The 14,375-nt window shown below is 64.1% G+C and carries 13 protein-coding genes; 11 read left to right on the top strand and 2 right to left on the bottom strand.

The window, feature by feature from the left end:
- The first annotated feature begins 226 nt into the window (after positions 1 to 226).
- From C8D77_RS09490 to C8D77_RS09455, 8 genes are all read left to right on the top strand, one after another.
- A complete protein-coding gene (locus tag C8D77_RS09490) occupies positions 227 to 1,786 on the top strand; it encodes an ABC transporter substrate-binding protein (RefSeq protein ID WP_109661733.1) in 1,560 nt (519 codons plus the stop codon).
- A gap of 52 nt (positions 1,787 to 1,838) precedes the next feature.
- On the top strand, positions 1,839 to 2,786 hold the full coding sequence (locus tag C8D77_RS09485; protein ID WP_109661732.1) for an ABC transporter permease: 948 nt from the start codon (positions 1,839 to 1,841) through the stop codon (positions 2,784 to 2,786).
- Between the two features lie 28 nt (positions 2,787 to 2,814).
- Positions 2,815 to 3,654 (top strand): ABC transporter permease, encoded by an 840-nt coding sequence (locus C8D77_RS09480; protein WP_109661729.1) that lies wholly within the window; start codon positions 2,815 to 2,817, stop codon positions 3,652 to 3,654.
- On the top strand, positions 3,651 to 4,634 hold the full coding sequence (locus C8D77_RS09475; RefSeq protein WP_109661728.1) for an ABC transporter ATP-binding protein: 984 nt from the start codon (positions 3,651 to 3,653) through the stop codon (positions 4,632 to 4,634). The genes C8D77_RS09480 and C8D77_RS09475 overlap by 4 nt, the downstream gene beginning before the upstream one ends.
- Positions 4,631 to 5,605, top strand: coding sequence for an ABC transporter ATP-binding protein (locus tag C8D77_RS09470; RefSeq protein WP_109661726.1), 975 nt, complete (start codon positions 4,631 to 4,633; stop codon positions 5,603 to 5,605). The genes C8D77_RS09475 and C8D77_RS09470 overlap by 4 nt, the downstream gene beginning before the upstream one ends.
- Positions 5,606 to 5,653: 48 nt before the next feature.
- On the top strand, positions 5,654 to 7,681 hold the full coding sequence (locus C8D77_RS09465; RefSeq protein WP_109661723.1) for a CocE/NonD family hydrolase: 2,028 nt from the start codon (positions 5,654 to 5,656) through the stop codon (positions 7,679 to 7,681).
- Positions 7,682 to 7,901: 220 nt separating this feature from the next.
- Positions 7,902 to 8,201 (top strand): TFIIB-type zinc ribbon-containing protein, encoded by a 300-nt coding sequence (locus C8D77_RS09460; protein WP_109661721.1) that lies wholly within the window; start codon positions 7,902 to 7,904, stop codon positions 8,199 to 8,201.
- 72 nt (positions 8,202 to 8,273) lie between these two features.
- Complete coding sequence (locus C8D77_RS09455) at positions 8,274 to 9,260, top strand: Tim44 domain-containing protein (RefSeq protein ID WP_109661719.1); 987 nt, start codon at positions 8,274 to 8,276, stop codon at positions 9,258 to 9,260.
- A 49-nt stretch (positions 9,261 to 9,309) separates the two neighbouring features.
- Here the strand turns inward: C8D77_RS09455 and C8D77_RS09450 are convergent, their stop codons facing one another.
- The gene (locus tag C8D77_RS09450) at positions 9,310 to 10,407 is read right to left on the bottom strand and encodes a lactonase family protein (protein ID WP_109663229.1); all 1,098 of its coding nucleotides are present in this window, start codon (positions 10,405 to 10,407) and stop codon (positions 9,310 to 9,312) included.
- A gap of 198 nt (positions 10,408 to 10,605) precedes the next feature.
- On the opposite strand from C8D77_RS09450, the gene C8D77_RS09445 reads away from it, so the two are divergent.
- From C8D77_RS09445 to C8D77_RS09435, 3 genes are read left to right on the top strand one after another with little or no spacing between them, the layout of a single operon-like run.
- Entirely contained in the window at positions 10,606 to 11,157 is a 552-nt protein-coding gene (locus C8D77_RS09445; RefSeq protein WP_109663227.1) for a MaoC family dehydratase, read from the top strand.
- A gap of 1 nt (position 11,158) precedes the next feature.
- Positions 11,159 to 12,319 (top strand): CaiB/BaiF CoA transferase family protein, encoded by a 1,161-nt coding sequence (locus C8D77_RS09440; protein ID WP_109661717.1) that lies wholly within the window; start codon positions 11,159 to 11,161, stop codon positions 12,317 to 12,319.
- Entirely contained in the window at positions 12,316 to 13,476 is a 1,161-nt protein-coding gene (locus tag C8D77_RS09435; RefSeq protein WP_109661715.1) for an extracellular solute-binding protein, read from the top strand. Before C8D77_RS09440 ends, C8D77_RS09435 begins: the two co-directional genes overlap by 4 nt.
- A 10-nt stretch (positions 13,477 to 13,486) precedes the next feature.
- Here the strand turns inward: C8D77_RS09435 and C8D77_RS09430 are convergent, their stop codons facing one another.
- Positions 13,487 to 14,326 (bottom strand): amidohydrolase family protein, encoded by an 840-nt coding sequence (locus C8D77_RS09430; protein ID WP_109661713.1) that lies wholly within the window; start codon positions 14,324 to 14,326, stop codon positions 13,487 to 13,489.
- Positions 14,327 to 14,375 lie beyond the last annotated feature (49 nt).

Here is a 14,375-nt window from a genome sequence, read left to right as displayed (position 1 = left end):
ATTTCGCCCGCCCGCCTGCCAAAGTCGACGCGCCGGCGGGTCGGAACAGATATCGAGATTTTCCGCAAGATCGTCCGTATCCAAGATTCGGACGTGCCGGCAAAATTTTCGCTAGACATGTGTGTCTATTATTAGCAGTTTTAGCCGAACGACACATTCGGCCCGGCTTGGAGAATGGCCAGCGGCCTGAAAAACAAGACTACGAAAAACAGCAGAGGGGTAGAGCATGTCCAATCTAGCCGACACTAGGGTTTCCCGCCGCAGCCTGCTTGCCGGAGCCGGCGCCTTTGGTCTCGCCTCAATGGTCAATCCACGGGTTTCCTGGTCGAGCGACGGTCCGATCCTGAAGGTGCGCTCCTATGCCGACATCCAGACGCTCGACCCCTGCTTCCGGCTGGCAGCTCCTGAAGGCGACATCACCAGCGTCATCTTCGCCGGCCTCGTCGTCACCACGCCGGGCGACAGCTGGGGCTGGCGGCCGATGGCGGCGGAAACGATCAAGCAGCTCGATCCGCTGACCGTCGCCTTCCAACTGCGCGACAATATCGGCTTCACCGATGGCTACGGCCAGATGACGGCCGAAGACGTCAAGTTTTCGATCGAACGCATCGCCGACCCCGCCAACAAGAGCCCCTATTCCGGCGACTGGGCCACGCTCAAGGAGGTCGAGGTCAAGGACAAGCTGTCTGGCCTGATCCACCTGAAGCAGGCCTTCGCACCGCTGTGGACGTCGACCTTGCCGACGCCGTCCGGCACCATCCTGTCGAAGCGCGCCATCACCGAACTCGGTGGCAAGATGGGCGTCAAGCCGGTGGCCCAGTCGGGCCCCTACATCCTGAAGGAATGGCTGCCCAAGCAGCGCACGGTGCTGGTGCGCAATCCCGACTGGAAATACGAGCAAGGCGCCTTCGCGGAAATCCACATCCATCCGATCGAGGACGAGAAGACGGCCGAACTCGGCTATGAGGCCGGCGACCTCGATTACACCTGGACCGCGGTGTCCTCCATCTCGCGGCTGAAGCAGACGCCGCCGCCAAAGACGACAGTGGTCGAGAAGCCTTCGCTGGCCTTTGTCTGGCTGGGCATGAACCAGGATGTCGCTCCCTTCAACAATCCCAACATGCGCCGCGCGGTTCAGTACGCCGTGGACCGCAAGGCAGTGGTCGACGCCGCCTATTTCGGCGCCGCCGCCATCGCCACCGGCATCATCGCGCCCGGCCTGCCCGGCCATCGCGAGAAGAACCTTTTCGATTTCGATCCCGACCGCGCCCGCGACATGATCGCCAAGGAAGGGCTGGCCGGCACGACGATCACGCTCGACATCCTCAACAAGACCGAGCGCCTGACCGCGGCGCAGGTCGTGCAGTCGAACCTGCAGGATGTCGGCCTCACTGTGGAGATCAAGCAGAACGACAGCGGCACCTTCTGGACGCTTGGCGCCAAGGAAGGCGACTACTGGAAGAAGCTGCAGATGATCGTCAGCCGCTTCTCCATGCAGCCGGATCCGAGCTGGGCGACTGCCTGGTTCACCCGCGACCAGATCGGCGTCTGGAACTGGGAGCGGTTTTCCAGCGAGGAGTTCGACAAGCTCAATGCCGAAGGCATGGTCGAGCTCGATGCGGCGAAACGCGATGTCATCTACAAGAAGCTGCAGGACCTGATGGAGGAGAACGGCAATTACGTTTTCCTGACGCATGAGGTCACCGGCATCATGAATCGAGACAGGCTTGTGGCCGGCCTGAAGCCGAATGGCGAACCCGTGTTCACCGATTTCAAACCGGCATGATATCGGCGGGCGGGGCTCGTCCCCGCCAAAGACCGTCCCACAGGTACCGAAAATGATCCGCTACGCCTTCAAGCGTCTGTGGCTTGGCGCCATCATCATCAGCGTCGCCATGATGATGATGTTCGCCATGGTTTACCTCATTCCCGGTGACCCGGCCTCCGTCGCACTGGGGCCGCGCGCGACGCCGGAGATGATGGAGGCGCTGCGCGTGCGCATGGGCCTCGACCAGCCGGTGTGGCGGCAGTTCCTCCACTTCTACGGATCGGTCCTGCGCGGCGACCTGGGCACCGAGGTGCTGTCGAACCGGCCGGTGCTGGACGTGGTGATGGAACAGCTTCCGTTCACGCTGGCGCTGGTGGTCGGCGGCATCACCTGGTCGGTGGCGCTCGGCATTCCGCTTGGCTGCATCGCGGCAGTGCGGCGCGGCGGCTTTGTCGATCAGGTGATCGGCGTGCTGTCGGTGGCGATGATCGCCGTGCCGTCCTTTGTCGTCGCCATCTATTCGCTGCTGGTGTTCGCGGTCGCCCTGCAATGGCTGCCGGCGATCGGCGCCGGCGAACCGGGCGACCTCGCCAGCCGGCTTCAGCACCTCATCTTGCCATCGCTGGCGGTCGGCCTTGGCTGGATCGGCTACATCTCGCGCATGGTGCGCGCCTCGATGCTGGAGACGCTGGAAGCCAGCCATATCCGCACGGCGCGTGCCTTTGGCCTGACCGAGCACCGGATCGTCTATACCTACGCGCTGCGCATCGCCGTGCTGCCGACGATCACCTTGCTCGGCGTCGGCATCGGCCACATGCTGTCGTCTTCCGTTTTCGCCGAAATCGTCTTCGCCCGCCCCGGCATCGGCAAGCTGGTCTACGAGGCGATCTCGGTGCGCAACTACCCCATCGTCTCCGGAGCCGTGCTGGTCACCACGGTCTTCTTCGTCCTCGTCAACGTAGCGGCTGACATCCTGGTCGGCCTATTGGATCCCCGTGTCAGATCAAGTTTCAACTGAGCTGCCATCCCGCAGCTTCCGTCTCGGCATGATGTGGCGCACCGTGCGCCGCATCATGCGCGAGCCGCTGGGCGCCATCGGCCTGACGCTGGTGACGGTGGTGGTACTGTCGGCAGTGTTTGCCAGCGCCCTGACCAGCTATGCGCCGAGCAAGATATCGCCGGCCGAACGCTTCGCTCCGCCAAGCCTCCTGCACCTGCTCGGCACCGACCATCTCGGCCGCGATCTTCTGACCCGCGTGCTGTACGGCGGCCGCGTCGCGCTTTTGATCGCGCTCGGCGCGACGGCGGTGTCGCTGGTTGTCGGCGTCGTGCTGGGGCTGATCGCTGGCTATGGGCCGCGCTGGCTCGACAATGTGCTTCTGCTGATCTTCGATGCCGTGAAGAGCTTTCCCACCGTCATGTTGGCGCTGACGCTGGTCACCCTGTTCGGCCCCTCGCTCTATGCGGTGGTGCTGGTGGTGATGCTGGTCAACGTGCCGGGTTATGCCCGCATCATCAGGACGCAGACGCTGGTGCTGAAGTCGGCCGAACATGTCATGGCGGCGCGCTCGATGGGCGCCAGCGCCGGCCGCATCCTGCGCGTCCATATCCTGCCCAACATCATCGGCCCGATCCTGATCCTGATATCGATGGACATTCCCGTGGTGGTGGCGATCGAGGCCGGAATGAGCTTCCTCGGGCTCGGCGTGCGGCCGCCGACGCCAAGCTGGGGCGCGATCCTCAATGACGGCTTCGCCAACATCCGCGATTCCTACTGGATCGTGATTGCCGGCGGCCTGCCGATCGTGCTGACCACGCTCGGCTTCACCTTCTTCGGCGAGACGCTGCGCGACCTCTTCGACCCCCGGCTGAAGGGACGCTCATGACGGTTCTCGAGGTCAAGAATCTGAACGTCGCCTTCCACACCGAGAGCGGAAGGCTGGAGGCGCTGAAGCAGGTAAGTTTTTCCGTGCCGGCCAACCGCAGCGTCGGCGTGGTCGGCGAATCCGGCTGCGGGAAATCGACGCTCATCAACGCCATTCTCGGCCTGCTTGCCGACAATGGCGAAATCACATCGGGCGAGATCATCTTCGAGGGCGACCAGGACCTGGCCCGGCTCGGCCCCACGGCGATGCGTGGTCTGCGCGGCCAAAGCATCGCCACCGTCTTCCAGGATCCGATGGGCGCGCTCAACCCGGTGCTGTCGGTGGGGCGCCAGATGCGCGACATCCAGTATCGCTCGGGTCTGTCGAAGCGGGACAAGGATGCACGCTCCGTCGCCATGCTGCGCAAGGTGCGCATTCCCGATCCGGAAAGCCGGCTGACGCAGTTTCCGCATGAATTCTCGGGCGGCATGAAGCAGCGCATCGCCATCGCCATGGCGCTGATGATGGAGCCGGCGCTGCTGATCGCGGACGAACCGACCACGGCGCTCGACGCGACGCTGGAGGTGGCGACCATCGAACTGCTCAAGGATCTGCAGCGCGACATCGGCTGCTCGGTGCTGTTCATCTCGCATCATCTGGGTGTGATCGCCGAACTCTGCGACGAGATGATCGTGATGTATGCCGGCGAAGTGGTGGAGAGCGGCACGACCCGCGAGATCTTCCACGACGCGCGCCATCCCTACACGCAGAAGCTGCTGGCCTGCGACCCCGCGCGGCTGTCGCAGCGTGTTGCCCGCCTGCCGACCATCGCCGGGACCTTGCCGGACCTGCGCCGCCGGCCAAGCGGCTGCGTCTTCCAGCCGCGCTGCGATCGTGCCGACGCCCAATGCCTGACGACGCCTCCCAACGCCCCTATCGGCGGATCTCATATCGCCCATTGCTGGCACGCGGACGTTTCCCTGGGGGCGATGAGCGCATGAGCGAAGACCTGCTCCGTGTCAGCGATCTGCGCGTCTCGTTCCGGGTCGGCGGCCTGTCCGCCAGGCTCGCGGGGCGGGCCACCGAAATCGAAGCGGTCTCCGGCGTCAGCTTCACCCTTCAACGAGGCAGCACCTTCGCGCTGGTCGGCGAATCCGGCTCGGGCAAAACGACGCTGGCGCGCACGCTCAACGGTCTGCAGCCCGTGAGAGCGGGCACGATCCTGTTTGAAGGGCAGGAACTGCAAGGCCTGTCCAACGCCGCCCTGAAGCCGGTGCGGCGGCGCATGCCGATGATGTTCCAGGATCCGGTCGGATCGCTGTCGCCACGGCTCAGCGTGCGGTCGCTGCTGTCGGAGCCTTTCGTCATTCACGGCCTGTCGGATCGCGATCTGAGCGCCGAAGTCACACGGCTTCTTGCGCTGGTCGGGCTGCCGCGAGATTTCGCCGACCGCTACCCGCACCAGCTTTCCGGCGGCCAGGCGCGCCGCGTCGGCGTGGCGCGGGCGATCGCGCTGGACCCGGTGCTGGTCGTCGCCGACGAGCCGACCGCCGGTCTCGACGTCTCCGTGCAGGGAGAGGTGCTGAACCTGCTCAACGATCTGCGCGACCGCATGGGCCTGTCGATGCTGATCATCACCCACAATCTGCACGTCGTGCGGCAGATCGCCGACCGCATGGCGGTGATGTATCTCGGACGCTTCGTCGAGCAGGGCGAAACCGAGGCGATCTTCCGCGCCCCGCACCATCCCTATACGGCAGCACTTCTGTCAGCCAATCCCGAGCCGGACCCAGATCGGGTTCATCAGCGCATCACGCTGCCGGCTGACGTTCCCTCCTTGCTGGCGCGCCCTTCAGGCTGCGAATTCCACACACGCTGCCCGCAGGCCCAGCGCCGTTGCGCGGTGGATGTCCCTGCCCCGGTCGCGGTCGGCAACAGCCGCCTGACCTGCCATTTCCCGTTGAACACGTAAGGATCGTCACTGGCGCAAGTGTCGGCCGGGGCGTTGAGAGGAGCCGTCATGCAAGATATCCGCGTCGTCACCGATTTCCCGCGAAAAATCCGCGAGATCGAGAATTTGTGGATTCCGATGCCGGACGGCGTCAAGCTGGCGGCGCGTGTCTGGCTGCCGGAAGACGCGGAGGCCGACCCGGTGCCGGCGATCCTCGAATACCTGCCCTATCGCAAGCGTGACGGAACGGTGGAGCGCGATGCGCTGACGCATCCCTATTTCGCCGGTCACGGCTATGCTGGCGTGAGGGTCGACATGCGCGGTTCGGGCGACAGCGAGGGGCTGTGCAAGGGCGAATATCTGAAGCAGGAGCAGGATGACTGCCTGGCGGTGATCGAATGGTTGGCCCGGCAATCCTGGTGCTCGGGAAGCGTCGGCATGATCGGCATCAGCTGGGGCGGTTTCAACGGGCTGCAGGTCGCTGCCCGCCGGCCGCCGGCGCTGAAAGCCGTCGTCTCGCTGTGCTCGACCGACGACCGCTACAACGACGACGTGCATTATCTCGGCGGTGCCATGATGTGCGACAATCTGATGTGGGGAACCACCGCCTGGGCGATCGCCATGACGCCGCCGGACCCGCTCATTGTCGGCGACCGCTGGCGCGATCTTTGGGAGCAACGGCTGAACGGCAATGGCATCTGGATGCAGGACTGGTTCGAACACCAGCGCCGCGACGATTTCTACAAGCACGGTTCGATCTGCGAGGATTATTCCGATGTCGAAATCCCGGTCTATGCCGTGGGCGGCTGGGCCGACGGCTATCCCAATCCGATCTTCCGGATGCTGGAAAAGCTCAGCGGTCCCCGCAAAGGGCTGATCGGACCCTGGGGCCACAAATATCCCCATTTCGCCATGCCCGGGCCGCGCATCGGCTTCCTGCAGGAGTGCCTGCGCTGGTGGGATCAGTATCTCAAGGGCATCGACACCGGCATCGCCGACGAGCCGATGCTGCGCGCCTGGATTCAGGATCCCGCACGGCCGGCGGCGATCTATGACGAGAGGCCCGGCCGCTGGGTGGCGGAGCCGTCGTGGCCGGGACCCGGCGTCGGCGAAAAGGTGTTGAACCTTGCGCCGCATGCGCTGAGCGAGGCCAGGGGCGAAGATGCGATCCTCGAGATTTCGTCGCCACAGACGGCCGGCCTGTCTTCCGGCGCCTGGTGCGGCTATGGCGTGATGCCGACCTTGCCGGTCGACCAGCGCATAGAGGAAGGCAATGCCCTGATCTTCGAAACCGCGCCCTTGACCGAAGCGGTCGAGATCCTCGGTTTCCCCGAATTCGAGGTCAAGCTCTCCTCCGACAAGCCCGTCGCGCTCCTCTCCGCCACTCTGTCGCAGGTGTTCGCGGACGGTGCTGCCGCGCGCGTCAGCTACGGCATCCTCAACCTCAGCCACCGCAACGGCGATCTGGACATCGCGCCCATGGTGCCGGGCCAGGCGGAGACGGTCCGCATCAAGCTGCGCTGCTGCGGGCAGCGTTTCGAGGTCGGCGAGCGTATCCGGCTGGCATTGGCGACATCCCACTGGCCGATCGTCTTCCCGACCGCCGAGCAGGCGATGTTGTCGATCCATTGCGGCGACAGCCGGCTGATCCTGCCGGTGCGCCCACCGCAGCCGCTGGACGACACGCTGGCGGCCTTCCCCGGCCCAGAAAGCGCCAGGCCGATGGAGCAAGAGGTGCTGGCCAAGGGCGACGGCTTCCAGCGCTCGGTGTCGACGGACCAGGTCACTGGCGAAACCGTCTATCAAGTGGTCAATGATGGCGGCACGGTGCTGCATCCGCATACCGGAATGGTCCTTTCGGCGAGGCACGTCGACCGATTCACCATCCACCCGGACGATCCGAATTCGGCGGTTGGTACCTGCACCTGGGACAAGTCCTATGGCCGTGGCGACTGGCAGGCGCGGCTTTCGGTAAAGGCGACGGTGCACGCGCTGCGCGATGTCTGGCGGATCGAGACCCACATCACGGCCCATGATGGCGATGAATTGATCGTCGACCGTGCCGAGGTCAGGGAGTATCCGCGCGACCTCAACTGAGAGCGGCAGCGGGGCTGGCGATCAAAGCCCGCAATGGCGAACAAATCATTCTCGCGGGCAATATCGCTCTTGAAGGCGCGGCGCTGCATTCCTAACTGTCTCGTGCGGGCCGGGCCCCTCTGACTGTCGCTTTGGCGATTGTGATGTCGGACCGCTTTAACGGGCCCGTTTCCATCCTTTTCGGTCAAGCGGGCTCATTCCTTTCGGTTCGGAGCCCCGTATGACATCTTCCCTCCTTGGTATGATTTGCCCCTCCTGCCGCGTCGCGCTCGTGATGAGCGAACGCCAGGGTATCGAGATCGATTACTGTCCGCAGTGCCGCGGCGTCTGGCTTGATCGAGGCGAACTCGACAAGATCATCGAGCGTTCCGGCAGGGAGGTGTCGCCCGCCCCGCAGCCACAGCCGGCAGCATTCTCCCCGCCGCAACATGGCCAGGGCCGCGATGACGATTATTCCCGCTCGCAGGGCCACCGCTATCCGAAGCGGAAGAAATCATTCTTCGAAGAGCTGTTCGATTGACCGCATGACGCCCGATACCGGACCGGCGTTTGCTGAAATTTCCGAAACCACACCGATAAAGGTCAATTCCCGATGATGTCTCGCACCAGCCGATTTGCCGCCCTCTTTGCAGGACTGTTCCTGGCATTCTCGATGGTCGCGATGGATCATGCCGAGGCTCGTCGCGGCGGCAGTTTCGGCAGTCGCGGCATGCGTACGTTCCAATCGGCACCGCCGACCAGAACAGCGCCAGCGCCGACCGCCCCGGTCGAGCGTTCGATGACGCCCAACACCGGTGTGAACACCGCGGCCCGGCAGCCGCAGGCCAGCCTGCAGAGGCCCGGCTTCATGAGTGGCTTCGGTGGAACAATGATGCGCGGCCTGCTGCTCGGCGGCCTGATCGGCCTGCTTGTGGGCCAGGGCTTCGGCGGCCTGGCCGGCATGTTCGGCTTCGTGCTTCAGGCGCTGCTCATCGGTGGCGCAATCATGCTGGCTATCAGGTTCTTCCGGTCGCAATCTGCGCGAGGCCCTGCGCCTGCGCTCGCCGGTGCCGGCAATGCCCAGGCTTCGCGATTTGAGAACCGCGCAACGGCACAGCAGCAGACTGCAGGCTCCTTCACAATTCCCGGCTTTGGCGGCGGTTCAAGCGGAGGCTCTCCGGCCGCCGCCTCTGAGGAGATCACGCTGGCTCAGACCGACCTCGACGCATTCCAGCAGCTGTTGACCGATGTCCAGGAGGCATTCGGGCGCGAAGACCATGCCGCTCTGCGCCGGGCGGTGACGCCCGAGATGGTGTCCTATCTGTCCGAAGAGCTGGCCGACAATGCACAGAAAGGTCTGAGGAACGAGGTTACGGACATCACCTTGCTGCAGGCCGACGTCGCGGAAAGCTGGCGCGAGGATGACCGCGACTACGCCACGGCCGCATTGCGCTACGAGTCTCGTGACGTGACGCGCGAACGGGCCAGCGGCAAGGTCGTCGCAGGCGACGAGGATCATCCGACAGAGACGACAGAGTTGTGGACATTCGTGCGTGAGAATGGCTCGAACTGGAAGCTGTCGGCAATACAACAGGCTTGAGCCCGGCCGATTTTGCCCGAGGCTTCGATGCGGATGTGGTTGCGGGCGTTCAGCGCACGATCTTGACGCACATAGGCGTGCCGATCTCGATGGCGCGCCCGGTGTCGGTCAGCATGCCGCTGTCGGCGTCGCGGGCAAAGATCGAGATGCGGTCGGCATTCTGGTTGGCCGAGAACAGATGGCCGCCTGACGGCGTCAGCGCCAGGTTGCGCGGCGTCGCACCCCCGCAAGGGACATAGCCGACGAGGCTGAGCGCGCCGGTGTTCTGGTCGACCGCCATGACGACGACGCTGTCGTGGCCACGGTTGGAGCCGTAGACAAAACGGCCATCCGGCGCGATCTGGATATCGGCGCAGTGGTTGCTGTCGCGCGCCTCGGCTGGCACCGCCGGCTTGGCATCGATGAACGAGAGCTTGCCGGTGGCTTCGTCCAGCGCCATCGACACGATGGTCGAATCCAGTTCGTTCATGACGAAGACAAAGCGGCCGTTCGGATGCAAAGCGAGATGGCGTGGGCCGGCGCCGGGCGGCAAAGCGGATTCGGCCAGCTTGACCAGATTGCCACCGCGCTCGATTCGGTAGGACACCAGCCGGTCGATGCCGAGGTCAGCGACGATAGCCGTTCCCCCGGTGATGGTTTCGGTGACGCTGTGGGCATGCGAGCGCTCCTGACGCGCCGCATTCGGGCCGCTGCCCTTATGCGAAACGCTGGCCAGTGGCGCTGACAACGCACCATTCTCCTCGAAGCCATAGACCGCCACAGCGCGATCCGGGCCACCCTCACCCATGCCGTAGTTCGCAACCAGCAGCTTCGTCGCATCGCGAGTGATGGTGTTGTGGGCGGTGATGCTGCCGAGCGAAGGCTGCTTGTTCAGGTAAGTGAGCGCACCCGAGGCACGATCGAAGCTGTAGGCTGAGACGGTGCCCTCACGCCAGGTGAACACTTCCGAATTGGCGTAGATATGCGAGCCGTCCGGCGTCACCGACAGGAAGGTCGGGTTGTCGACGTCATTGGTCTCGGCCAGTTTTCGTGTTTCCAGCGTCGTCCCGTCAAAGCTGTAGACGCCGAGACCGACGCCCCGTGCGCCCTGAAAATACGGCGCTTCCCGGTTCAGGCTGCCGACAAAGACCAGACAATCCTTGCGCATGATTTCCTCCCTGCCCGCCAGCGCTTCGGCGCGCGGGTGCAGCCAAAATTTCGCCTGTTCACGCTTGCAACGCAACCCCATATGTGAAAATACTATTTACAAAAGAAGATTGATGGGAGGAAACGTCTTGCATTTCGACGCTTTGATGCGTTTTCCGACAGCTGTGACGTGCCCAACGCAGAGCTGGCGGAGCCAGCCATGAACGATTTTGCGCCCACCGTCGGCGTCGCCTCGACGCACCCAAAAAACATGCCCGAAGAACACGCCGCGCTGCCGGTGTGGAACGCCGAAAACTGGTTCTACGAGGACTGGCCGGTCGGCCAGAAAATCCGTTCATTGCGGCGCACGATGGCCGAGGGCGACAGCCACCTTTTCAACACGCTGGTGCTCGACATCCACCCTTACGTGCAGGATCAGATGTTTGCCGAGAGCGAAGGCATTTTCGGCAAGCGGCTGATTGCCGGCGCCTTCGTCTTCTCGGCTGGGCTGGGGCTGGTCGCCACCAATTGCGTTAACGCCTTTTCCTATGGCTACGACAAGCTCCGCTTCATAAAACCTGTCTTCATTGGCGACACGATCTATTCGATCCGCTCCAACCTCGACAAAAAGCCCCGCTACAAGGAGATGGGGCTGATCCGCGCCAGCTATGAGGTGTTCAAGGGCGAAGGCGAGCTCGTTCTCTATTGCGAGCACCTGCAGACGGTGAAGTACCGCAACCCGGCCGACTTCGTCGGCAAGACGGAGAAATAGCATGCCGGCAGCAGCCGAATTGCCGCTCGCCGGTCTCCTCGTCGTCGACATGAGCCAGTTCCTGTCCGGGCCCTATTGCTCGCTCAGGCTGCTCGATCTCGGCGCCCGCGTCATCAAGATCGAACGTCCTGATGGCGGCGACCTGTCGCGTCGGCTCTATCTCAGCGACACCGAGATCGGCGGCGATTCCACCATCTTCCATGCGATCAACCGGGCCAAGGAAAGCCTCGCCATAGACCTCAAGAACGAGGCGGATCTCAAGGTGCTGCGCGGCCTGCTGGCCAAGGCCGACGTGCTGATCCAGAATTTCCGGCCGGGCGTCATCGAACGGCTCGGCTTGGACTACAAGGCCGTCCGCAAGATCAACCCACGGCTGGTCTATGCCTCGATCAGCGGCTATGGTGAGGATGGTCCGTGGGTCAAACGTCCGGGCCAGGACCTGCTGGCACAGTCGCGCTCAGGCGTGATGTGGCTGAACGGCGATGAGGGCCAGGGGCCGGTGCCGTTCGGCCTTGCCATCGGCGACATGCTGGCGGGTGCCGCCTGCGCGCAAGGCATTCTGGCCGCACTGGTGCGGCGTGGCATCACCGGCCAGGGCAGCCATATCGAAACCAGTCTGCTGGAGGCGCTGGTCGATTTCCAGTTCGAGGTGCTGACCACGCATCTCAATGACGGTCGCCGCGTGCCCAAACGCTCCAACTTCCGCAGCGCGCATGCCTATCTGTCGGCGCCTTACGGTGTGTATCCAGCCAAGGACGGTTATCTCGCCATCGCCATGACGCCGATCCCCAAACTGGCCGACCTGCTGTCGCTCGGCGAACTCGCGCCCTATCGTGACAGACCGGCGTCCTGGTTCACCGCGCGCGACGACATCAAGGCGATCATTGCGCAAAGGATTGCGACCAAAACCATCGACGAATGGCTTGATATTCTCGAGCCTGCCGACATCTGGTGCGCCAAGGTGCTGACCTGGCCGGAGATGCTGGCAAGCGAAGGCTTCCAGTCGCTCGACATGCTGCAGACGGTGACGCGCGAGGACGACGTGTCGATCCTCACCACCAGTTCGCCGCTCCGGGTCGATGGTGTCAGGGCCAAGGTCGATCGGGCAGCACCGCGCATCGGCGAGCACAGTGCTGCGATCCGCGAGGAGTTCGGCCTGTGAGCCTGCCCACGCTCAAGGGCATGACCTGGAGCCATCCGCGCGGCTACGATCCGATGGTCGCCTGCTCGGCGCTGTGGCAGCAGAAGACCGGTATTGCCATCGAATGGGACAAGCGCTCGCTGCAGGATTTCGAATCCTTCCCGGTCGAGGAGCTGGCGCGCGCCTATGACCTGATCGTCATCGACCATCCGCATGTCGGCCAGATCACGGCGGAGCGTTGCCTCGAGCCGCTGGATGTCGTCGGCCGCGAGGCGGAGCGTGCCGCACTTGCCTCGGGCAGCGTCGGCCAATCCTATCCGAGCTACAACTGGCAGGGACGGCAATGGGCGTTCCCGATCGATGCGGCGACACAGGTCCAGGCCTGGCGGCCGGATGCGCTCGATGCACCACCCGCGCGGTGGAGCGAGGTGCTCGACCTCGCCCGACAAGGCCGTGTGCTGCTGCCGTTGCGGCCGCCGCATGTGCTGATGGTGTTCTATACGTTGGCGGGCAATCTCGGCCATTCCTGCGCAACTGATCCGTCCGGCGATCTCATCGACGCCGACGCCGGTAGTGAAGTGTTTGAAGTGATGCGCGAGATTGCGGCGCTGGTCGAACCGGCGTGTTTCGAGATGGATCCGATCGCCGTTTCGGAGCGCATGGCAGAGGCTGATTCCCGGATCGTCTGCGCGCCGCTCATCTATGGTTATGTCTCCTATGCGATGGCCGGGTTTCGGTCGAACCGCCTGGCCTTTGCCGACATTCCGGTGATCGGTTCCGGCGGCCCGATCGGTTCGGCGCTCGGCGGCACCGGCATAGCCGTATCAGCCCTTTCCAAGGCCAGAGATGCGGCGATCGACTTCGCCTATTGGGTCGCGAGCGGCGACGTACAGCGCGGCGCCTATGCCGCTGCCGGCGGCCAGCCCGGCCATGCCGCCGCCTGGGAGGACCAGGCTGTCAATGAAGCGACCGCCAATTTCTACCAGGATACGCGCGCGACGCTGGAAGGCGCATGGGTGCGGCCGCGCCATGACGGCTACATGGCGTTCCAGCAGGTGGCGTCCGACCGCATCCTGTCGGGCATGACCTCCCGGCACAAAGCCGCCGAGGTTGTTGCCGATCTCAATCGCCTGTTCCGGGAGAGTTTTCCGACACCTGGCGCTGCCTATAAAGCGTGAGCGAACTCGGTCAGTCGAGCCGCCAGAGTTTGCGGGCATTCACGGACAGGAGCTTGTCGCGCTCGGCAATGCTGCAACCGACAAGCAGCGCATGGGTCGCCGCCGCCCAGGTCGAGAGGCCGCCGCCGAGCGTGCAGACCGGCCAGTCACTGCCCCAGACAACGCGGTCCCAGCCGAACGCACCGATTGTGTGCTCGACATAGGGCCGCAGCGTCTCGGTCGTCCAGCTGCCGGCATCGGCATAGGCGACGACACCGGAAATCTTGGCCACCACATTCGGGCGGCGGGCGATCTCGCTCATGTGTTCGCGCCACGGATGTTCGCCGTTGCCCTTGATGTCGGGGACGCCGCAATGGTCGAGGACGAACTGCACATCGGGCGCCAGATCGGCCAGCGCAATTGCCTTTGGAATCTGGTGCGGCAGCACGACGAGATCGAAGGTCAGGCCGGTGCCGCCAAGCCGCTTGATGTTGTCGCGAAACAGTGCGCCTTCCGAAAGCTCGTCGGGCACGACATGGAGGACGCGGCGAAAGCCTTTGACGAATGGGTTTGCTCGCTGCCTTTCGAGATAGGCCGGAAAGTCGGCCTCTTCCGGCCGGCAGGATGCGATCACCCCGGCCAGCATGCTGCCAGGCTGCCGTGACAGTCCTTCGACACGAGCGGTCTCGGCCTCGATGTCTGCCGGATCGACATCGACTTCCATATGCAGCACGCGCTCGACGCCGACACGCTGCGCCTCCACGGCGTAGTCCTCATAGGAGAAATCACGGTTGAGCGACGGCACGCCGGCGAGCCAGGGGTAGCGCAGGGCCGAGCGATCGATGAGATGCAGATGGGTGTCGATGATCATGGCTGGCTCCTCCTCCGGGCGTTTCAAATCATCTCACGGAGGAATTCTT

The sequence above is a fragment of the Mesorhizobium loti genome (genome assembly GCF_003148495.1).
Lineage (GTDB): Bacteria > Pseudomonadota > Alphaproteobacteria > Rhizobiales > Rhizobiaceae > Mesorhizobium > Mesorhizobium loti.
This window is presented reverse-complemented; position numbering and strand designations above follow the sequence as displayed.

Bases quoted from the DNA above. Each gene is read 5' to 3' on its own strand.
- C8D77_RS09490 (WP_109661733.1), top strand. From the start codon at position 227: ATGTCCAATCTAGCCGACACTAGGGTTTCCCGCCGCAGCCTGCTTGCC.
- C8D77_RS09485 (WP_109661732.1), top strand. From the start codon at position 1,839: ATGATCCGCTACGCCTTCAAGCGTCTGTGGCTTGGCGCCATCATCATC.
- C8D77_RS09480 (WP_109661729.1), top strand. From the start codon at position 2,815: ATGATGTGGCGCACCGTGCGCCGCATCATGCGCGAGCCGCTGGGCGCC.
- C8D77_RS09475 (WP_109661728.1), top strand. From the start codon at position 3,651: ATGACGGTTCTCGAGGTCAAGAATCTGAACGTCGCCTTCCACACCGAG.
- C8D77_RS09470 (WP_109661726.1), top strand. From the start codon at position 4,631: ATGAGCGAAGACCTGCTCCGTGTCAGCGATCTGCGCGTCTCGTTCCGG.
- C8D77_RS09465 (WP_109661723.1), top strand. From the start codon at position 5,654: ATGCAAGATATCCGCGTCGTCACCGATTTCCCGCGAAAAATCCGCGAG.
- C8D77_RS09460 (WP_109661721.1), top strand. From the start codon at position 7,902: ATGACATCTTCCCTCCTTGGTATGATTTGCCCCTCCTGCCGCGTCGCG.
- C8D77_RS09455 (WP_109661719.1), top strand. From the start codon at position 8,274: ATGATGTCTCGCACCAGCCGATTTGCCGCCCTCTTTGCAGGACTGTTC.
- C8D77_RS09450 (WP_109663229.1), bottom strand. From the start codon at position 10,407: ATGCGCAAGGATTGTCTGGTCTTTGTCGGCAGCCTGAACCGGGAAGCG.
- C8D77_RS09445 (WP_109663227.1), top strand. From the start codon at position 10,606: ATGAACGATTTTGCGCCCACCGTCGGCGTCGCCTCGACGCACCCAAAA.
- C8D77_RS09440 (WP_109661717.1), top strand. From the start codon at position 11,159: ATGCCGGCAGCAGCCGAATTGCCGCTCGCCGGTCTCCTCGTCGTCGAC.
- C8D77_RS09430 (WP_109661713.1), bottom strand. From the start codon at position 14,326: ATGATCATCGACACCCATCTGCATCTCATCGATCGCTCGGCCCTGCGC.